Source organism: Ensifer sp. PDNC004, from assembly GCF_016919405.1.
Classification (GTDB): domain Bacteria; phylum Pseudomonadota; class Alphaproteobacteria; order Rhizobiales; family Rhizobiaceae; genus Ensifer.
In genome coordinates, this window is sequence record NZ_CP070353.1 from 2061108 (window position 1) to 2080442 (window position 19335).

General features: G+C 63.4%; 14 protein-coding genes. 5 read left to right on the forward strand and 9 right to left on the reverse strand.

All coding sequences use genetic code 11. The features are described 5' to 3' along the window. Window positions 1-88: 88 nt before the first annotated feature. The gene (locus JVX98_RS18295) at window positions 89-1924 is read left to right on the forward strand and encodes a monovalent cation:proton antiporter-2 (CPA2) family protein (protein ID WP_192447663.1); all 1836 of its coding nucleotides are present in this window, start codon (window positions 89-91) and stop codon (window positions 1922-1924) included. Window positions 1925-1995: 71 nt separating this feature from the next. Here JVX98_RS18295 and JVX98_RS18300 read toward each other — a convergent pair whose 3' ends face one another. The 3 genes from JVX98_RS18300 to JVX98_RS18310 form a co-directional block, all read right to left on the reverse strand. Next, on the reverse strand, window positions 1996-2877 hold the full coding sequence (locus JVX98_RS18300) for a patatin-like phospholipase family protein (protein WP_192447664.1): 882 nt from the start codon (window positions 2875-2877) through the stop codon (window positions 1996-1998). Between the two features lie 82 nt (window positions 2878-2959). Further along, complete coding sequence (gene rsmD / locus JVX98_RS18305; protein WP_192447666.1) at window positions 2960-3520, reverse strand: 16S rRNA (guanine(966)-N(2))-methyltransferase RsmD; 561 nt, start codon at window positions 3518-3520, stop codon at window positions 2960-2962. Window positions 3521-3526: 6 nt separating this feature from the next. Beyond that, a complete protein-coding gene (locus tag JVX98_RS18310; RefSeq protein ID WP_192447667.1) occupies window positions 3527-5704 on the reverse strand; it encodes a pseudouridine synthase in 2178 nt (725 codons plus the stop codon). Window positions 5705-5777: 73 nt separating this feature from the next. On the opposite strand from JVX98_RS18310, the gene JVX98_RS18315 reads away from it, so the two are divergent. Next, window positions 5778-6227 carry a nucleoside deaminase gene (locus JVX98_RS18315; protein ID WP_192447669.1) on the forward strand — a complete coding sequence of 150 codons (450 nt, stop codon included), beginning with the start codon at window positions 5778-5780 and terminating at the stop codon, window positions 6225-6227. 45 nt (window positions 6228-6272) lie between these two features. On the opposite strand, the gene JVX98_RS18320 is transcribed toward JVX98_RS18315, so the two are convergent. The 5 genes from JVX98_RS18320 to JVX98_RS18340 form a co-directional block, all read right to left on the reverse strand. Beyond that, on the reverse strand, window positions 6273-6752 hold the full coding sequence (locus JVX98_RS18320) for a GNAT family N-acetyltransferase (RefSeq protein WP_192447671.1): 480 nt from the start codon (window positions 6750-6752) through the stop codon (window positions 6273-6275). A 111-nt stretch (window positions 6753-6863) separates the two neighbouring features. Then, a complete protein-coding gene (locus JVX98_RS18325; protein ID WP_043618384.1) occupies window positions 6864-7484 on the reverse strand; it encodes a hypothetical protein in 621 nt (206 codons plus the stop codon). Between the two features lie 127 nt (window positions 7485-7611). Further along, a complete protein-coding gene (gene ileS / locus JVX98_RS18330; protein ID WP_192447673.1) occupies window positions 7612-10521 on the reverse strand; it encodes an isoleucine--tRNA ligase in 2910 nt (969 codons plus the stop codon). A 244-nt stretch (window positions 10522-10765) separates the two neighbouring features. Further along, on the reverse strand, window positions 10766-11752 hold the full coding sequence (locus JVX98_RS18335; RefSeq protein WP_205239397.1) for a bifunctional riboflavin kinase/FAD synthetase: 987 nt from the start codon (window positions 11750-11752) through the stop codon (window positions 10766-10768). 13 nt (window positions 11753-11765) lie between these two features. Further along, window positions 11766-12614: a TIGR01459 family HAD-type hydrolase gene (locus JVX98_RS18340; protein ID WP_192447677.1), complete on the reverse strand. Its 849-nt coding sequence runs from the start codon at window positions 12612-12614 to the stop codon at window positions 11766-11768. Window positions 12615-13049: 435 nt separating this feature from the next. On the opposite strand from JVX98_RS18340, the gene groES reads away from it, so the two are divergent. From groES to JVX98_RS18355, 3 genes are all read left to right on the forward strand, one after another. Beyond that, window positions 13050-13346 (forward strand): co-chaperone GroES, encoded by a 297-nt coding sequence (gene groES / locus JVX98_RS18345; RefSeq protein WP_004675403.1) that lies wholly within the window; start codon window positions 13050-13052, stop codon window positions 13344-13346. Window positions 13347-13406: 60 nt separating this feature from the next. Next, complete coding sequence (gene groL, locus JVX98_RS18350) at window positions 13407-15047, forward strand: chaperonin GroEL (protein WP_192447678.1); 1641 nt, start codon at window positions 13407-13409, stop codon at window positions 15045-15047. Between the two features lie 740 nt (window positions 15048-15787). Continuing rightward, window positions 15788-16237, forward strand: a complete 450-nt coding sequence (locus tag JVX98_RS18355; RefSeq protein ID WP_043618371.1) for a hypothetical protein — start codon at window positions 15788-15790, stop codon at window positions 16235-16237. A gap of 115 nt (window positions 16238-16352) precedes the next feature. Here JVX98_RS18355 and JVX98_RS18360 read toward each other — a convergent pair whose 3' ends face one another. Further along, on the reverse strand, window positions 16353-19151 hold the full coding sequence (locus tag JVX98_RS18360; RefSeq protein ID WP_205237032.1) for an EAL domain-containing protein: 2799 nt from the start codon (window positions 19149-19151) through the stop codon (window positions 16353-16355). Window positions 19152-19335 lie beyond the last annotated feature (184 nt).

The window sequence follows — 19335 nt, forward strand, 5'->3', positions numbered from 1 at the left end:
CGACCCGATTCCCGCTCAAACACCGCAAATGAAGCGCTCTCGAAAGCTCCGCTTGGGGCCGGGTTCAGCAACAGTGAAAGCCTGAGGCATGGCAACGACACCGATCATCTATTCCCAGGCCCTGATGCTGCTCGGTGGCGCGGTCATCGCCGCTCCGCTTTTCAAGCGGCTCGGGCTCGGCACGATCCTCGGCTATCTCTCGGCCGGCGTGCTGATCGGACCTGTGGCACAGAGCATCACCGAAGGCGAGCAGATCCTGCACGTCTCTGAACTCGGCGTCGTCTTCCTGCTCTTCATCATCGGGCTCGAACTGAAGCCTTCGCGGCTCTGGCAGATGCGGCGCGACATCTTCGGCCTTGGCACGGCGCAGGTGCTTTTGACGGGCATCCTGCTTTCCTACGCCATCTACGCCCTCGGCCTGCTCGATCATGGCGGCAGCATCATCGCCGGCTTCGGACTGTCGCTCTCGTCGACGGCCTTCGCCATGCAGATCCTCGACGAGGGCAACGACCGCAACACGCGCTATGGACAGCGCGCCTTCTCGATCTTGCTGCTGCAGGACCTCGCGATCGTGCCGCTTCTGGCGCTGATCCCGCTGCTGGCGGCACAGGCGCCCGAGGACACCACGCCACCGCTCGAGGATTTCGCCATCGCCACCACTGCGATCGTCGTGCTCTTCGCTGCCGGGCGCTACCTGGTGAATCCGCTGTTCCAGCTCATCGCTCGCACCGGCGCACGCGATGTCATGATCGCCGCCGCACTGCTTGTGGTCATGGGAGCGGCGACCATGATGCAGCTCGCCGGATTGTCGATGGCTATGGGTGCCTTCCTTGCAGGCGTGTTACTAGCCGAGTCCTCCTACCGCCATGAACTCGAGGCGGATATCGAGCCGTTTCGCGGTATCCTGCAGGCGCTGTTTTTCATGGCGGTCGGCCTGTCGCTAGAGCTCGGCGTCATCGTCGAGCGGTACCAGCTGATCATCATCGCCGTGCCGCTGCTGATGGCACTGAAGAGCCTGGTTCTCTATTGGCTCTGCCGCTTCACCGGATCACATCACAATGACGCCGTGCGCATCAGCCTGCTCTTGCCGCAGGGCGGCGAGTTCGGCTTCGTGCTGTTCACGGCGGCGGCAAGCGCCGGCGTCTTCTCGGACGGCAACGCCTCGCTGCTGGTCGCGATCGTGACCCTGTCGATGGCGCTGACGCCCCTTGCCGCCATGCTCGCGCCGAAATTGATGCGCGAGCAGGACGAGATGGACGAAGAGATCGAAGAAGACTTCGATGGCGCCAATGCCGATGTGCTGATGATCGGCTTCTCCCGCTTCGGCCAGATCGCCGCCCAGATCCTGCTTGCCGGCGGTCGCGATGTGACGATCATCGATCATTCCGCCGCGCGCGTGCGCCAGGCCGCGACCTTCGGCTTCCGGATCTATTTCGGCGACGGCAACCGCCTCGACGTGCTGCGTGCCGCCGGCATCGAACGGGCCAAGATCGTGGCCGTCTGCACCCAGAAGAAGGAAACGACCGACCACATCATCGATCTCGTGCAATCCGAATATCCGAATGCCCGCATCTATGCCCGCTCCTACGATCGCCTGCACACGCTGGAACTGCGGGCCAAGGGCGTCGACTACGAGCTGCGCGAGACCTTCGAGTCCGGCCTGCTCTTCGGCCGCAAGACGCTGGAGGCACTTGGGGTCGGCGACGACGAGGCGATCGCGATCATGGACGACATCCGCAAGCGCGACGAGGCTCGGCTGGTGCTGCAGGAGGCCGAGGGCATCACCGCCGGCCGCGACATGCTGCACTCGCGGCCTGTGCGTCCGGAGCCGCTGGTCAAGCCGAAGCGCGAGGTCGACCATTCGCAAGAGACCGGCGAACGGATCCTCCCGGGCCTTCCCGCGGACGAGCGCGAAAGCGCCTAACCGCTCACGCTGCGACGGCACGCGCCGTCATTGCCAAGGTTGTTCAGGCCCCAAGCTTCAAACACCAAGGTTCAGGTGAGCCTTGGCGCTGTCATCCGCTCTTCGAGTGCGCGCTTGAGTTCGTCCTTGATCGCAGCCGTTGCGTTCAGCACGTCTAGGGCGCGCAGGAAATCCATCACGCGGTAGCGGCCGACATCGGGACGCAACAGGATGTCCGGCGCCCCCTCCTTCAGCTTCATGGCGATGATCGACTGCATCATCAGCTGGCTCGCGCCGAACAGGCTGTCGATCCGGCTGGGGATCGCCTTGCCGTCGCCATCCGGCCCGCCGACGACATCGACCGCAATGACGATATCGGCAAGGCCGCGCAGGTGATCAAACGGAATGGGATTGTAGATGCCGCCGTCGATCATGACCCGCCCGTCGATCCGGACCGGCGTGAAGATCGCCGGCAGCGCCGCAGACGCAGCCAAGGCCTTGCGGAGGTCGCCCTTCTCGCAGATCTTCTCCGTCTGACCGTAATAGTCGGTGGCGACTACTTTCAGCGGGATTTCGAGGTCGGAGAATTTTTGCGGGATGGCCTCGGGCAGGAAGGCCTTGAGCACCCGCTCGACATTGAACTGGCCGAAACGGAAGCCGCTCGCCATGGCTTCGGAAAGACTCGATGGCCGCAATTGCCACAGGCGGTTGACCACTTCGCGCCGGTGGCCGACGGTGGAAAGCGTATGGGCCCGGATCTCTTCGCCGCGCAAACCCGCCGCCATGCCCGCGCCCATGATCGCGCCGATCGACGAGCCCGCGATCGCGACCGGCCGAATGCCGAGTTCATCCAGCGCCTCGATGACATGGATATGCGCAAGACCGCGGGCGCCGCCACCGCCAAGCGCCAGCGCGACGGTGGGCCGCGCCGGGGCTTCCGCCGATCCATGCGCCATCGAAAGATCCTGCTTCATCGGCATGCCTCCGCGCTGGGCGGTTGAGAATGTAGCGTCGTCCGGCTGAGCCTATCCCGGTAACTCAACCGAAATTACGGCATCAGGCTCCGCGAAACCGATAGAAATGCATGCGGGTGTCGCCGAACACCCTGACATCGAGGTTTTCGAAGACGGCGACCGGCGCCGGCTGGACATCCGCCCGCTCCTCGAGGATCACCAGGGCGCCGGGCACCAGCCAGTTGCCGATGGCAGCCGACTCCAAGGCCTTTTCGCCCAGACCCTTGGCGTAGGGCGGATCGGCGAAGACGAGATGAAACGGCTCCATCGTACCGACACCACCGAGACTGGTCGCATCGCGCCGGAAGACCTTCGCCCGCCCCTGTAGCGCGAGCGTCTCGATATTGGTCTGCAGCAGGCCCCTGCCCTCGACGCTTTGTTCGACGAACAGCGCCTGCCGGCACCCGCGCGACAGCGCCTCGATGCCGACCGCGCCGGTGCCGGCAAAGAGGTCGAGCACACGGGTGCCGTCGAGCGCTTCCGGATAGGAATGGCTCAGGATGTTGAACAGGCTTTCGCGAGTCCGGTCCGTGGTCGGCCGGATATCGTTGGACTTGGGGGTCGCCAGGCTGCGACCCCGAAACTCTCCACCGACGATCCGCACGGCCGCTTAGTTTCCTCTGCCACGCGGCTTGCCGCCACCGGCCGGGCGTCCAGCGCCACCGGGGCGACCAGCGCCACCCGGACGTCCGCCGGGTTTTCCACCGCCTGGCTTGCCGCCACGCGGGCCACCGGAGCGTTCGCCGAAGGATTTTCCACCCGAGGGCTTGCCGCCGAACGACTTGCCGCGGGGCTTGTCGCCGAACGGACGGTCACCGCCTTCGCGACGCGGCGCGCGGTCACCGTCTGCGCGCGGAGCCCGCGGCTTGTCGAAGCGGCGATCACCGCCTTCGCTGCGGGCCGGGCGGTCGCCAAATGGACGGTCGCCACCTTCGCGACGCGGCGGACGGTCACCGTCGGCGCGCGGCGTGCGCGGCTTGTCGAAACGGCGTTCGCCCCCCTCGGCACGGGCCGGACGGTCACCACGCGGGCGGTCGCCACCTTCGCGGCGCGGCGGGCGGTCACCTTCGGCGCGCGGCGCGCGCGGCTTGTCGAAACGGCGTTCGCCACCCTCGGCACGGGCCGGACGGTCACCACGTGGGCGGTCTCCACCCTCGCGGCGCGGCGGACGATCTCCGTGATCGCGCGACTTGCGGTCGCCGCCGTCAAAGGACTTGCGACGATCGAAGCCGCCATCCCGGCCTTCGTCGCGGCGACGAACCGGCTCGGCGGCACTGATCCACTCGCCGTCCTCGTCACGGCTCTTGACGAAGGGGCGGGCAGGCTTGTCGGCGCCACGGCCGAAATCTTTGGAAGCGCCCTTGCGGTCCGGGTCGAACTTGCCAGTCGTCTTGGTCGCCAGGCCATCCTTGTTGCGGCCGTAGCGCTTGGACTTCGGTGCGCTCTCCGGACGCTCGCGACGGGCGGACTTCTCGGTGGCGTCGCCGTCAACGGACTTCGGCTTCTTCTCGGCGAGCGGGCGGGCGCCCGGCGCCATCCAGACATTGGCCGTGCGGGCGCGCTGCGCCGGCGCACGCTTCGGCCGGTCCTCGAACTTGGCGTCGCGGTCTTCGCGCGGGCCGCCCTTGCCGCGGGGGCCATCGCGACGATCGTCGCGGCGAGTATCGAGCCGCGACAGAGCACGTTCGCGCTTGTCCTCAGGCTTTTCCCAACGGTTGGAGCGTTCCGGCCGGCGCGTATCGCCGCCATCGTCGTCCGCCGCATCGCCGGCAACGGTTGCCGCCTGGTCGTTGTAGAGCGGCGCGTCGAAGTTCGCCTTGGCGTCCTCGATCAGGCGCGGTCCCAACTGGTCGCGCAGGGTGCGTCCGCGGATTTCCTGGACATGCCCTTCAGGCAGTTCGCCGAGCTGGAACGGGCCGTACGAGATGCGGATGAGGCGGTTGACGTCTAGGCCGAGCGCGCCGAGCACGTTCTTGATTTCGCGATTTTTGCCTTCGCGAAGCCCCATCGTGATCCAGACGTTCGAGCCCTGGACGCGGTCGAGCGTCGCTTCGATGGCGCCATAGAGCACGCCGTCGACGGCGATGCCGTCCTTCAGCTTGTCGAGCGCTTCCTGATCGATCTCGCCATGGGCGCGCACGCGGTAGCGGCGCAGCCAGCCGGTCGACGGCAGTTCAAGCACGCGGGCAAGGCCGCCGTCATTGGTCAGAAGCAGCAGGCCCTCGGTGTTGATGTCGAGGCGGCCGATCGACAGAACCCGCGGCAACTCGTCCGGCAGGTTTTCGAATACGGTCGGACGACCCTCCGGGTCGGCATTGGTGGTCACCAGACCGGCAGGCTTGTGATAGAGCCAGAGGCGCGTGCGCTCGATACCGCGGATCGGCTGGCCATCGACCTCGATCGCATCGGCAAGCGTCGCGTTGACCACGGGCGTGTCGAGAATGACGCCGTTGAGCCTGATGCGACCTTCCATGATCATGCGCTCGACGTCGCGACGCGAGGCAACGCCGGCACGCGCCAGGATCTTCGAGATACGCTGCGGTTCGTCGGCCGCCGCTGCAGCCGCAGCCGGACGTTCCCGGGCTGGACGCGAGGCACCGGCCTTGGGATCAGACGTCTTTGCGTCGAAGCTCCTGCCGGGGCCCTTGGCACCGAAAGATTTCGGGCCGGAAGCCTTGGCTCCTGCAGCCTTTTTCGGCGCAGCGCCCTTCTTGTCGGCGAAATGCGGTTTCTTGTCCCGGCCAGCGGACTTGCCGCCAGGCCGCGTGGGCTTGTCTTTGGATGTCATTTGTGTTGCCTGCCTTTTGCGGCTGTCCTATCAGGTCGCGGCCCGTGGGTTAAGAGAAATTATTGTTTGAGCGATGGCTGAGACGACACGCTTCATGGATGCGGCCCTTGAAGAGGCCCGCAAGGCTGCCGAACGCGGCGAAGTGCCGATCGGCGCCGTGGTGGTTTTCGACGGCCGGATCATCTCGCGCGCCGGCAATCGCACCCGCGAACTCAACGACGTGACCGCCCATGCGGAGATCGTCGCCATCCGCGAGGCTGCCGCCGTCCTCAAGGACGAAAGGCTGACGGGCGCCGATCTCTACGTCACGCTCGAACCCTGCACCATGTGCGCGGCGGCGATTTCGTTTGCGCGCATCCGCCGCCTCTATTACGGCGCCGACGATCCGAAGGGCGGCGCGGTCGACAGCGGCGTGCGTTTCTTCGGCTCGCCCACCTGCCACCATGCGCCCGATGTCTATTCGGGCCTCGCCGAGCGGGAAGCCGCCGATATCCTCAGGGATTTCTTTGCCGGCAAGCGGTGAGAGATCTCTTCGCGACTTGCGACGGCGTGATTTCCTGAAATCGCTTCAGTCGGCGGCGAAGCTATCGAGTGCCGCGCCAGACAGGCGGTAGCGCGTCCATTCGGACATCGGCTCTGCGCCAACCGATTCGTAGACGCGGATCGCCGGTTCGTTCCAGTCGAGCACGCTCCATTCGAAGCGGCCGCAGCCTTCCTCGACGGCGATCTTTGCCAGATGCTTCAGGAGCATCTTGCCGGCGCCGGAACCGCGGCAATCCGGGGTGACGTAAAGATCTTCGAGGTAAAGTCCCTTGCGCGCCTGCCAGGTGGAATAGTTGTAGAACCACATGGCAAAGCCCGCCGGCTTGCCATCCTTCTCGCAGATCACCGCGCGGGTGATCGCGCCGGGACCGAAGAGCGAAGCCTGCAGCATCTCGACCGTCGCCTCGACAGCGTCGGGCTCCTTCTCGTAGATGGCAAGTTCGGTGATGAAACGCAGAATGGTTTCGGCGTCTTCCGGGCGGGCTTCACGAATGCTGATGGTCATGGCTCAGGCGCTTCTCAAGCAGCTCCAGCAACAAACGCGCGTTTAGCCGAAACTGCATGGATCAAGGGGAGAGATGCATTTCGCCGTTTCAAGGGAACGGCGAAAACGGGTTTAGAAGGGCCAATACCACTTGGAGCCGGAATTCTTGATCTGCGCCTCCTTCTTGCGGCGGCGCTCCTTGTCCTTCTCCGGCTCGCCGAGATCGGTCTCGGTGCCCTCAGGCAGGCGACGGTAGTCGAGCGGCGGATCGCTCAGGAAGCGGCGCTTGTCGGAATAGGCGCCCATCTCGATCTTGCGCCCTTCGCGATAAGCCTCCTGCTGCTCCTTTGCGGAGAGCCGGCGACCGTTGGCGCTTGCCTTGGCAAGCGGCGAGACATAGTTCGGGTTGTTCTTGTTGGCGTCGGCCTCTTCACGCAGGCGCTTGCGCACCTCTTCCGGAGACTCGACCCATTCCGGGTTTGCCTCGCGGCTGGCGAGCGACTTCTGCGGCTCGACGAGCGAGGCCTGCTGGGCCGACGGCGGCAGGACGAGGCCCGGACGCGGCTGGTACTTGACCGGATCCCGCTTCGGCGGCCCGAAGCTTGCGACGCTCCCGAGGTCGTCCATGAGCTGTTCGCCAGCGGTCTTGTCCGTGCCATAGGTCGGGCCACCGATGCAGCCCGTAAGCACCAGGCCGCTCGTCAAAATGGCGGCCACGCTGGCAAGCACTCGCAACTCTCGCGTCATTTCCATGAGATTCCTTCCAGCCGGCCACCGGTCAGCGCGGCCACTCAAGCGCCCATGGCGGAGAAATCCGCCAAATTTCGGGCAGGTTTTACCGGATGAACGCAAGGAGTGCAATTCATCCGGTAACAATGCGTTAAGCCTTGAAACCAAGCTCGCGCAAGGCAGCGGCATCCCGGGCGGAAACGTCCGGGTAGAGTGCGTCGGAACCGACGTCGGTCGTGATCCGCCAGGAGCGGGCGCATTTCTGACCTTCGGCAAGTTTCGGCACGACGCTGACCTTGGCCACTTCGGCGAGGCGGAACGCGTCGGCCGGACCTTCGGTGGCTTCGACGGTGATCCCCGAGGTGATGCAGATCTCGGCGAAGTCCTGGCCTTCCAGCGCCTTCAACAGCTCCGGATCGGCGACGTGGACGACCGGTGCCGCCTCCAGCGACGAGCCGATGCGCTTGTCCTTGCGCTCGATCTCGAGCGCGCCGGTGACGACGGTGCGGACCGCGCGGATCTTTTCCCACTTGGCTTCGAGCGCATCGTTCTTCCATTCCGCGGGGATCGCCGGGAACTGTTCGAGATGCACCGAGACCGCATCGGGCTTGCGCGACAGCCAGGCCTCTTCCGTGGTGAAGGGCACCATCGGCGCCAGCCACAGCACGAGGCAATCGAAGAGCTTGCGGATGACGGCGAGAGCCGAGCGCCGGCGCAGGCTCGACGGCGCGTCGCAGTAGAGCGCATCCTTGCGAACGTCGAAATAGAAGGCCGAGAGCTCGACATTCGAGAAATCGATCAGCGCGCGGGCGATCTTCTTGAAGTCGAAGGCGTCGTAGCCTTCGCGCACGACCTGGTCGAGCTCGGCCAGGCGATGCAGCATCAGCTTTTCGAGTTCCGGCATCTCGGCATAGGCAATCTCTTCGCCCTTGTCGTGGGCGAGCGTGCCGAGCATCCAGCGGATCGTGTTGCGCAGCTTGCGATAGGCGTCGATGTTGGTCTGGATGATCGTCTTGCCGAGGCGCTGATCTTCCCAATAGTCCGTCGTCATCACCCAGAGGCGCAGGATGTCGGCGCCCGCATCCTTCATCACCTCTTGCGGGGTGACCGTGTTGCCCTTGGACTTCGACATCTTCTCGCCCTTCTCATCCATGGTGAAGCCATGGGTGACAACGGCGTTGTAGGGTGCGCGGCCGCGCGTGGCGCAGGCCTCGAGCAGCGAAGAATGGAACCAGCCGCGATGCTGGTCCGAACCTTCGAGATAGACGTCGGCCGGCCACTTCAGATCAGGACGGTCTTCGAGCGTGAAGGTGTGGGTCGAACCGCTGTCGAACCACACGTCGAGGATGTCCATGACCTGGTGCCACTTGGCATGATCGTGGTCGTTGCCAAGGAAGCGATCCTTGGCGCCTTCGGCGAACCAGGCATCGGCGCCTTCCAGTTCGAACGCATCGAGGATGCGGGCGTTGACGGCCTCGTCGATCAGGATCTCGCCCTGGTCGTCGGCAAAGATCGCGATCGGCACGCCCCAGGCGCGCTGGCGCGAGAGCACCCAGTCCGGACGGCCTTCGATCATCGCGCGCAGACGGTTCTGGCCGGCACCCGGAACGAAGCGGGTGTCGTCGATCGCAGACAGTGCGCGCGAACGCAGCGTCGTGCCGTCGCCGAAGGCCTTGTCCATGTAGACGAACCATTGCGGCGTGTTGCGGAAGATCACCGGCTTCTTCGAGCGCCAGGAATGCGGATAGGAGTGCTTCAGGCGGCCGCGGGCAAAGAGCGCGTGGCGGGCGATCAGCGCCTTGATGACGCGATCGTTGGCGTCGCCCTTCTTGCCCTTGTCGTCGATGACGCGGCCGGCGCCACCTTCGGCGTCCGGGCCGAAGCCGTGGGCGTCAGCGGTGAAGTAGCCGGCGTCGTCGACCGTGAACGGGATCGCCGAGGAGATGCCGCGGGCTTCGAGCGCGCGGGCATTGTCCATCCAGGCGTCAAAGTCCTCGCGACCGTGGCTCGGGGCCGTGTGCACGAAGCCGGTGCCGGCATCGTCGGTGACGTGGTCGCCGTCGAGCAACGGCACCTTGAAGGCGTAGCCACCGCCCAGACCGTGCAGCGGATGGGCGCAGGTCACGGACGACAGTTCGTCGGCCTCAAGGTCGCGAACGAAGTTGAAGGTGAGCTTGGCCTTGGCGGCGGACTCGTCTGCCAGGCGCTTGGCAAAGATCAGCTTCTCGCCCGGCTGCGGACCGAAGTCGTTCTCGGCGGTCGCCACCTCATAGAGACCGTAGGCATAACGCGAGGAATAGGCGATGGCGCGGTTGCCGGGGATGGTCCAGGGCGTGGTCGTCCAGATCACGACGAAGGTGCCGGCAAGGCTGTCGGGACCTTCGGTGACCGGGAACTTCACCCAGATCATGTCGCTTTCGATATCGGCGTATTCGACTTCGGCTTCGGCCAGTGCCGTGCGCTCGACGACCGACCACATGACCGGCTTCGAGCCGCGATAGAGCTGGCCGAGCTTGGCGATCTTCATCAGTTCGCCGGCGATGCGCGCTTCGGCGTGGAAGTTCATCGTCGTGTAGGGATTGTCGAAGTCGCCCTCGATGCCGAGACGCTTGAACTCCTCGGCCTGGACCTGGATCCAGCCGGCGGCGAAGTCACGGCATTCCTGGCGGAACTCGTTGACAGGAACCTCGTCCTTGTTCTGGCCCTTCTCGCGATACTTCTCCTCGATCTTCCACTCGATCGGCAGACCGTGGCAGTCCCAACCGGGCACGTAGTTGGCGTCGAAGCCGCGCATCTGGAACGAGCGGTTGATGACGTCCTTGAGGATCTTGTTCAGCGCGTGGCCGATGTGGATGTTGCCGTTGGCGTAGGGAGGACCGTCGTGCAGCACGAACTTGTCGCGGCCGGCAGCCGACGCGCGTAGCTTCTTGTAAAGGCCCATCTTCTGCCAGCGGGCCACCGTTTCCGGCTCCTTCTGCGGCAGGCCTGCGCGCATCGGGAACTCCGTCTGCGGCAGATAAAGGGACGAGGAATAGTCGATCTTTTCAGCGGTGTCGGTCATGGTTTTTGCAATCGCTTCTTCGCGCGAACGGCCGCGCATACGAAATGGGCTCGGTATCGAGAGATGACTGGGGCGTCGGAAACGCCGAAATCCCGGACCTTCCGGCTGATCACAGCACGCGGAAGGCCGGGCCAATAATTCGCTGATCGATGATCAATCGACGGTGCCGGGTCATGGTGGCCGGTTGTTTAAGGCGTTTTTCGCCTTTTGAAAAGGTCCGCCGCCGCGCGAAGACCGAAATCTTTTATCGGGCGAAGTTGAGCCTGCGGTCGATGTCGCCGAGCGGCGTGACGCCGGAAAGCAGCGCGCGGGCTTCGGCCTCGTCCTGACGGATCTGCGCAACGAGCGCATCGAGGCCATCGAATTTCAGTTCGTCGCGCAGGTGACCGAAGAAGGTGACGGCGCAGACCTCGCCATAGAGATCGCCGGAGAAATCGAAGACGAAGGTTTCGAGCAGCGGCTCGCCGTCGCTGTCGACTGTCGGCCGGCGGCCGAAGCTCGCGACGCCGTCGTAGAGCGAGCCGTCGGCGCGACGGAAACGCACGGCATAAATGCCGGGCCGAAGCTCCACCTCGGGCGCGAGCCGCATATTGGCGGTGGGAAAACCGAGTTCGCGGCCGAGCTTCTTGCCGCCAATCACCTCGGCTTCGACGAGATAACGGTAGCCGAGCATGCCGGCGGCCTGCGCGACATCGCCCTCGCCGAGCAACGCGCGGACGTAGCTCGACGAGATGACGGACGCATTTTCATCACGGAAGGCGTCGACCAGCGTCACGCCAAATCCGTTATCGCCGCCCGCCGCCATCAGAAACGCAGGGCCACCCTCGCGACCCTTGCCGAAATGAAAGTCGAAACCGGTCACCACATGCGAGGCATGGAGCCATTCGAGCAGGATGCGATGGATGAAGTCCGACGCGGAAAGCTGCGAGAAGGTGCGATCGAAGGGATATTCGATGACGGCGCCGAAGCCCATGCCTTCGAGGATGCGCGCCTTCAACGGCGCCGGCGTCAGCCGGAAGACAGGCGTGTCCGGGCGGAAGACGGTTCGCGGATGCGGTTCGAAAGTGAGCACGAGCGCCGGCACGCCGCGCGACTTCGCCTCTTCCAGCGCCCGATTGAGAACCGACTGGTGACCACGGTGCACGCCGTCGAAATTGCCGATGGCGACGACACCGCCGCGCAAGTGCTCCGGAAGCGGATCACGGGTCTCGTTGCGATGAAAAACCGTCATCTCCATCTTCCCGTCAGGCGAGCCGTGGCATCCAATATTTAGGCGAGGCGCCCTCCTTCTTGAGGAAGGCGGCAAGCTTCGCCTCGTCGGTCCGGCTTTCGTTCATGTATTCCTGGGCGTGGATACCGGCGCTGATATAGAGCAGATCCAGGCCCGCATCCTGCGCACCCTTGACGTCCGTCGGCATGCCGTCACCGACAGCGATGACGCGGGTGAGGTCAATCGGTCCGCGCGCGGCCTTCGCCTCGCCGAGGGCGGCGCGGTAAATCGCGATGTAGGGCTTACCGGCAATGCGCGCCTCGCCGCCGAGTTCCTCGTAGAGCTTGGCAATCGCGCCGGCGCAAGGGATCAGCCGGTGGCCGCGCTCGACGACGAGGTCGGGATTGGCACAGATGAACGGGATCTTGCGCTTGGCAAGGCCCGTCAGGGTCGCGCGGTAATGCTCGGGCGTTTCGGTCTCGTCGTCATAGAAGCCGGCGCAGACGACCGTCTCGGCATCTTCCGAGGAAACGATCTGCGTCCCCAGGCCCTCGAGCAGCGGCAGGTCGCGCTCGGCTCCGATGAAGAAGATCTTCTTGTCGGCGGCAGCGATCAGAGCCCGGGTCACGTCGCCCGAGGTGACGATCCGGTCATAGGCTTCGTCGGGCACGCCGAGGCTGCGGATCTGCACCTTCACCATCGGGCTCGGGCGCGGCGAATTGGTGATGAGTACGACGGTCAGCCCGGCGGCACGCGCCTCGGCCAATGCTTCACAGGCGGAGGCGAAAGCCTGCACGCCGTTGTGAAGAACGCCCCAGACGTCGCACAGAACGACATCGTAGCGCTTGGCGATTTCGCGAAAACTGTTGATCCTTGCGGCCATTCTGGCTTCCTGCAAACACGGTTTCCGGCTTGCATGGCAAGGAAGGCAGGAGATTACAAGTCTCGTCTCCCGAAAAAGGCGCCCCTTCCCAAGGATTCCGGCCGTGTCGAGAGCCAGGAAAAAATGCATTGCAGACGCCGCCCGCCCACGCAGAAGCACCTTGTCGTGGTTATCAACCATCAAAATCCGGCCGATGCCATTCATCGACGCGATCGCCTAGATTTCGCCAAGAATGAGGCTAGGCTGCCTACGCTCTCGCCTGCTGCGCCCACCCAAGGCAACCGCCGCCAGCAAAAAATCTAGGCGCCGATCCTTGACTCACCCCATACCCAAGCTTATCTCGGCATCGCTAGCACTCGATAAACAAGAGTGCTAACACCCATCCATCGGGTCCATCTGCGATCCGTAGTGTCATTTGATCGAGGGATTAGACTAATGGCAAGCACCAACTTCCGCCCGCTGCACGACCGCGTTGTCGTTCGCCGCGTCGAGTCTGAAGAGAAGACCAAGGGCGGGATCATCATTCCGGACACCGCCAAGGAAAAGCCGCAGGAAGGCGAAATCGTCGCCGTCGGTTCGGGCGCCCGTGACGAAAGCGGCAAGGTTGTCGCTCTCGACGTCAAGGCTGGCGACCGCGTTCTGTTCGGCAAGTGGTCGGGCACCGAAGTCAAGATCAACGGCGAAGACCTTCTGATCATGAAGGAAGCCGACATCATGGGCATCATCGGCTGATCCAGCCGTCGTCCACCCTTTTCATGACAACCAATGGGCAATGAGCCCGGGAGTTCTCTAATGGCTGCAAAAGAAATCAAGTTCGGCCGCACCGCGCGCGAAAAGATGCTGCGTGGCGTCGACATCCTCGCTGACGCCGTAAAGGTCACGCTCGGCCCGAAGGGTCGTAACGTCATCATCGACAAGTCCTTCGGCGCTCCGCGCATCACCAAGGACGGCGTATCGGTCGCCAAGGAAATCGAACTCGAAGACAAGTTCGAAAACATGGGCGCCCAGATGGTCCGCGAAGTTGCTTCGAAGACCAACGACATCGCCGGCGACGGCACCACGACTGCAACCGTTCTGGCCCAGGCGATCGTTCGCGAAGGCGCCAAGGCTGTTGCTGCCGGCATGAACCCGATGGACCTGAAGCGCGGTATCGACCTCGCTGTCGGCGAAGTCGTCAAGGATCTCCAGGCCAAGGCCAAGAAGATCAACACTTCGGAAGAAGTTGCACAGGTCGGCACGATCTCGGCTAACGGCGAGCGTCAGATCGGCCTCGACATTGCTGAAGCAATGCAGAAGGTCGGCAACGAAGGCGTCATCACGGTTGAAGAAGCCAAGACCGCCGAAACCGAACTCGAAGTCGTCGAAGGCATGCAGTTCGACCGCGGCTACCTGTCGCCCTACTTCGTCACCAACCCGGAAAAGATGGTCGCTGACCTCGACGACGTCTTCGTTCTCCTCCACGAGAAGAAGCTCTCGAACCTGCAGGCCATGCTCCCGGTTCTCGAAGCTGTCGTTCAGACCGGCAAGCCGCTGCTCATCATCGCTGAAGACGTCGAAGGCGAAGCTCTTGCTACGCTCGTCGTTAACAAGCTGCGTGGCGGCCTCAAGATCGCTGCTGTCAAGGCTCCGGGCTTCGGCGATCGCCGCAAGGCCATGCTCGAAGACATCGCCATCCTGACCGGTGGTACCGTGATCTCGGAAGACCTCGGCATCAAGCTCGAAAACGTCACGCTCGACATGCTCGGCCGTGCGAAGAAGGTTTCGATCTCCAAGGAAAACACGACGATCGTCGACGGTTCCGGCCAGAAGAGCGACATCGAAGGCCGCGTTGCCCAGATCAAGGCTCAGATCGAAGAAACCACTTCTGACTACGACCGCGAAAAGCTGCAGGAACGTCTTGCCAAGCTCGCTGGCGGCGTTGCCGTGATCCGCGTTGGCGGCTCGACGGAAGTTGAAGTCAAGGAAAAGAAGGACCGCATCGACGACGCTCTCAACGCGACGCGCGCTGCTGTTCAGGAAGGCATCGTACCGGGCGGCGGCGTTGCCCTGCTGCGTTCTTCCGTCAAGATCACCGTCAAGGGTGTCAACGACGACCAGGAAGCCGGCATCAACATCGTTCGTCGCGCTCTGCAGGCTCCGGCCCGCCAGATCGCAGAGAACGCTGGTGACGAAGCTTCGATCGTTGTCGGCAAGATCCTCGACAAGGACCAGGACAACTTCGGCTACAACGCCCAGACCGGCGAATACGGCGACATGATTGCCATGGGCATCATCGACCCGGTCAAGGTCGTTCGCACCGCCCTTCAGGACGCAGCTTCGGTTGCTGGCCTCCTCGTCACGACGGAAGCCATGATTGCCGAACTGCCGAAGAAGGACGCCCCGGCTGGCATGCCTGGCGGCATGGGCGGCATGGGCGGCATGGACATGATGTGATAACGGCGACAGCCTTATCGCAGCATCGTCCATAAAGCTTCGCCCATGCACTTAAAGTGGTTCAGCGCGTCAAGCGCGCTGAACGGGCGGCATGGACATGATGTGATAACGGCGACAGCCTTATCGCAGCATCGTCCATAAAGCTTCGCCCATGCACTTAAAGTGGTTCAGCGCGTCAAGCGCGCTGAACGGGCGGCATGGACATGATGTGATAACGGCGACAGCCTTATCGCAGCACTGATCCATCCGGATCGGAAAGGCGGCCTTCGGGTCGCCTTTCTTGTTTTTTATCAATGCCATTCATCGCCGGTAAAGCATCTGCCGAACAGTCGGCAGGAAAAAACCCATCGGTTGTAGTCAGGCTTCAAAAAACCGTTGAAGTCGAAAAAAAACGAACTATAACAGCGCCCCAAGTGAGCGAAGATTGAGGGGAGACTGGGCGGCACACGTGAGGCAGGCGGGCAATCGCCGGGGCTTTTTCGTATTCGCTGCCCATCCGGAAATTCTTCGAGACTATACCTAAAGAATAAAAGTATTTAATCGCAAATTAAGCCGACACTCTCCTTCGACATAAGTTCGCCGGCGAGATCCACTACCATCTATCGACCTTTCTACTTGAGAAAACACCCACACCATGTGGCGTGCGCTCTCGTATTGGTCATGTCGGGCGCTGTTTGCACATTGGGACGTGTTTCCCTGAGGCGCCGAAGGCGGCTCCGGGAACTCTGCTGGGGTAGACCGTGTTTAAGATCACCAGAGCAAATTCCGCTCCCCTCGGCGTTCCGGGACAGCCGCATCCCGGCCTTCCGCATCATGAATTCATGGAGCAGTTTTGCGTTTCCGAGGGATGGTCCGGCGATCTGTCGACGGGCCTGTTCCGCCTCGGCGAGAAGGCGGCCGCCATCCATGGCCTGCGAGACGGGGAGTGCGGCCTTCTGAACTTCGTTCGCTGCTACGATCCGGCCGATCGCAACCACGTGCTCGAACTGTTCGAGCAAGCGGCAACGAGCTGCTCGTCCTTTTGCTTTTCGACGACGATCGCGCTGGAGGAATCCGGCCAGAAGCAGCCGCTGTTCTGCATCGGTGAATCTTCCGGCCTCGAACAGCGCTATTCCGGCATGATCACCGGCATCTTTTTCTTCCCACGCTTTCTCGTGGAAGTCGCGGGCCGCGCGCTGCTGCGCCAGTAGGCCCGCCCTCGCCCGCGCACGGGTGTAGATAATCCCTGATCACATGCATGGCCGTCGCAACCGCCCCGGTGGGCGACTGCGGTGAAAGCGTGCGGCAGAGACGCGGACGTACGGCTCAGGCGGCCGCCGCGTCGTCCTTGCCCGTGAAGAGCACCGCCATCGGCGCCGGGCGGCCGAGCAGATAGCCCTGCGCCTCATCGCAGCCCTCGGCCTGCAGGATATCGAGCTGCTTCTGCGTCTCGACGCCTTCGGCAAGAATCGGCACGGACAGGCTCTGGCCGAGTGCAAGAATGGCGCGCACGATCGCCTTGGCCTGCGGGCTGCCCTCCACTTCCCACATGAAGCTCCGGTCGAGCTTGATCTTGTCGAAGGGGAAGGAGCGCAGCGTCTCGAGCGACGAGTAGCCGGTGCCGAAGTCGTCGATCGCGATAGTGACGCCGAGTTCCTTGATCTGGCGCAGCGTCAGCAGCGCCCGCTCCTTGTCGTCGATGATCGTCGATTCCGTAATTTCGAGCTCCAGCCGGTTCGGGTCGAGACCCGTCTCGGCAAGCACGTCCTGCACCAGGCTGACGATGTCGCCATTGGCAAGCTGGACCGGCGAGAGGTTGACCGCAATCTTGTGGCTGCTCTCCCAGCCCGCCGCCTCGCGGCAGGCTTCGCGCAGCACCCATTCGCCGATCGGCAGGATCGCGCCGCACTCCTCGGCAAGCGGGATGAACTCGCTCGGAGGCACCATGCCGCGTTCCGGATGGCTCCAGCGCAGGAGCACCTCGTAGCCGATGACGGCTCCGGTCATCACAGACTTCTGCACCTGGTAGTGCAAGGCAAGCTGCTTCTTCTCCACCGCGTCCCAGAGATCGTTAGCAAGCGCGCGCCGCTGGCGGGCGGCCTCGTCCATCGACACCTCGTAGAAGCAGACGGTCTGGTTGAGGGCAGCCTTCGCCCGGTACATGGCGAGGTCGGCATTGTTGATCAGCGTGTCGGCCGTCTCCGCGTCCTGCGGATAGATCGCGACACCCATGCTGCCGCCCGACTTGAGCTCGAAATCGCCAAAGCGCATTTCCTCGTGCAGGCTCTTTTCGATGCGGCGCAAGAAGTCGTTGAGCTCGGAGAGTTCCTCGAAGCGCTTGACCGCCGCGAACTCGTCGCCACCCAGGCGCGCCACGAACTCGCCCTCCTGCAGAAGGCCCTTGACGCGCTGGGCGATCGTCACCAGCACGAAGTCGCCGGCGGCGTGACCATGCAGGTCGTTGACTTCCTTGAACTTGTTGAGGTCGATGCCGATAACGGCGACCTTGCGGTTGAACCAGGCGGCTGCGTCCAGCTCCTCTTCGAGGTAGCTGCTGAACTGCAGCCGGTTCGGCAGGCCCGTGAGGCTGTCGTGCCGGGCAAGGAAGGTGATCTGCTCCTCGGTGTCCAGCCGCTCGGTGATATCCTCATAGGTGCTCACCCAGCCGCCATCGGGCAGCGTGCGATGCTTGGTCAGGATCGAACGGCCGTTGACCAGCTTCTCGACGATATCGCCGCCGCCGTTGCCGACCATTTCGATGCGGTGCTTCTGGTAGAGCTCGTCGGCCTTGGTCCGCGCCATTTCCGGATCGGAGTAGATGCGGGCAAAGACGATGTCGAGGATCTCGCGGAAGGTCAGCCCCTTGCCGGCGAGCGTCTCGGAAAAGCCGAAGATCTCGCGGCAACGACGGTTCGATAGCAACAGCCGGTCGTTGCTGTCGAACAGGCAGATGCCCTGCGACATGTTTTCGAGCGCGACATCGAGATTGTTGCTGACCTCAGCGATGCGATCGGCGTCAAGCTTCGCCTTGGTGATGTCTTTGACGATCTTGATGAAGCCGGCGTGCTTGCCCTCATCGTCCATGAAAGGGTCGAGCACCACATGGGCCCAGAAGCGGGATCCATCCTTGCGATAGCGCCAGCCTTCGTTCTCGAAGCGGCCATCGGCCAATGCGACCTCGAGCGCGCGCTGCGGCACGCCATCGCGCTGATCCTCCTGCGAGTAGAAGCAGGAAAAATTCTTGCCGACGATTTCCTCGCCCTTATAGCCCTTGTTAGCCTCGGCGCCGGCGTTCCAGCTGGCAACGCGGCCGTCGGTATCGAGCATATAGATGGCGTAGTCCTTCACGCTGCGCACGAAGCGGGCGAATTCCCGTTCGGCAGCGGCGGCGGAAAGCTCGGCGTGATGGGCGAAGCCGGCGGCGATCAGCACCATCGACAGCAGGAAGAAGGCGGTGCCGGCGATGACGAAGGCAAGCAGGTGCGGCTGGATCATGCCCGCATGGGTCGGCGTCAGCAGGTCGGCCTCGATCGTGACCGCGCCCATGGCGGTGAAATGCAGCGCGACGATCCCGAGCGTCATCAGCAGGGTGGCAAGGACTTTCGCCTTCAACCGGTTGCCGATGCTGGCGATCGTACGCAGGGCGGCGATATCGAACAGCGAGCCGACGACCACGGAGGTGACGACCAGCGTCGCATCCCAGCGGATGCTGCCCGGCACGTCGAGCGCCGCCATGCCGAGGAAATGCATGCAGGCGACGCCGCCGCCGAGAACGAAGCCGCCGGCAATCCAGCCGAGCCGGTCCTGAACATGGGTGACGATCAACAGCGCCGTCGTGGTCAGGATAATCGCGACGGCCAGCGACAGGCCGGTGAGATCCATCTGGTAGCCGAGGACGACGCCAGGATCGTAAGCCAGCATGGCGATGAAGTGGGTCGCCCAGATACCGAAGCCGCTGGCGATGCCAGCCGCCGTCGCCCAGATCGCTTTTGCCTTGCCCGAGGAGCCGCGAGCACGCTGCAACAGCGTGACTGCTCCGTAGCTCGCGAGGAAGCAGACAAGTGCGGCCAAAACGACCAGTCTGGGATTATGCTCTACCACCAGGCATGTAAGAACCTTGAACATCGCCAATCGCCTAAATCAACAACCACGGGGAAACGAGACCTCTCGCCTCCAGTTAATCGACCTGTGTTGCCGGTAGGTGATTTAAGGAAATGATAAATCGTCGCTTTGCCGCCCGGTTGCGCGGCAAAACAATAGCGGCGTCGTTAATGAAAATTGAAACCAAGCCGCCTTGAAGTTGCACTTT

Excerpts from the sequence above, each read along its gene's own strand:
- JVX98_RS18340 (WP_192447677.1), bottom strand. The coding sequence starts at position 12,614 with ATGGCCGCAAGGATCAACAGTTTTCGCGAAATCGCCAAGCGCTACGAT.
- JVX98_RS18300 (WP_192447664.1), bottom strand. The coding sequence starts at position 2,877 with ATGAAGCAGGATCTTTCGATGGCGCATGGATCGGCGGAAGCCCCGGCG.
- JVX98_RS18320 (WP_192447671.1), bottom strand. The coding sequence starts at position 6,752 with ATGACCATCAGCATTCGTGAAGCCCGCCCGGAAGACGCCGAAACCATT.
- groL (WP_192447678.1), top strand. The coding sequence starts at position 13,407 with ATGGCTGCAAAAGAAATCAAGTTCGGCCGCACCGCGCGCGAAAAGATG.
- JVX98_RS18310 (WP_192447667.1), bottom strand. The coding sequence starts at position 5,704 with ATGACATCCAAAGACAAGCCCACGCGGCCTGGCGGCAAGTCCGCTGGC.
- JVX98_RS18335 (WP_205239397.1), bottom strand. The coding sequence starts at position 11,752 with ATGACGGTTTTTCATCGCAACGAGACCCGTGATCCGCTTCCGGAGCAC.
- ileS (WP_192447673.1), bottom strand. The coding sequence starts at position 10,521 with ATGACCGACACCGCTGAAAAGATCGACTATTCCTCGTCCCTTTATCTG.
- groES (WP_004675403.1), top strand. The coding sequence starts at position 13,050 with ATGGCAAGCACCAACTTCCGCCCGCTGCACGACCGCGTTGTCGTTCGC.
- JVX98_RS18325 (WP_043618384.1), bottom strand. The coding sequence starts at position 7,484 with ATGGAAATGACGCGAGAGTTGCGAGTGCTTGCCAGCGTGGCCGCCATT.
- JVX98_RS18315 (WP_192447669.1), top strand. The coding sequence starts at position 5,778 with ATGGCTGAGACGACACGCTTCATGGATGCGGCCCTTGAAGAGGCCCGC.
- JVX98_RS18360 (WP_205237032.1), bottom strand. The coding sequence starts at position 19,151 with ATGTTCAAGGTTCTTACATGCCTGGTGGTAGAGCATAATCCCAGACTG.
- JVX98_RS18295 (WP_192447663.1), top strand. The coding sequence starts at position 89 with ATGGCAACGACACCGATCATCTATTCCCAGGCCCTGATGCTGCTCGGT.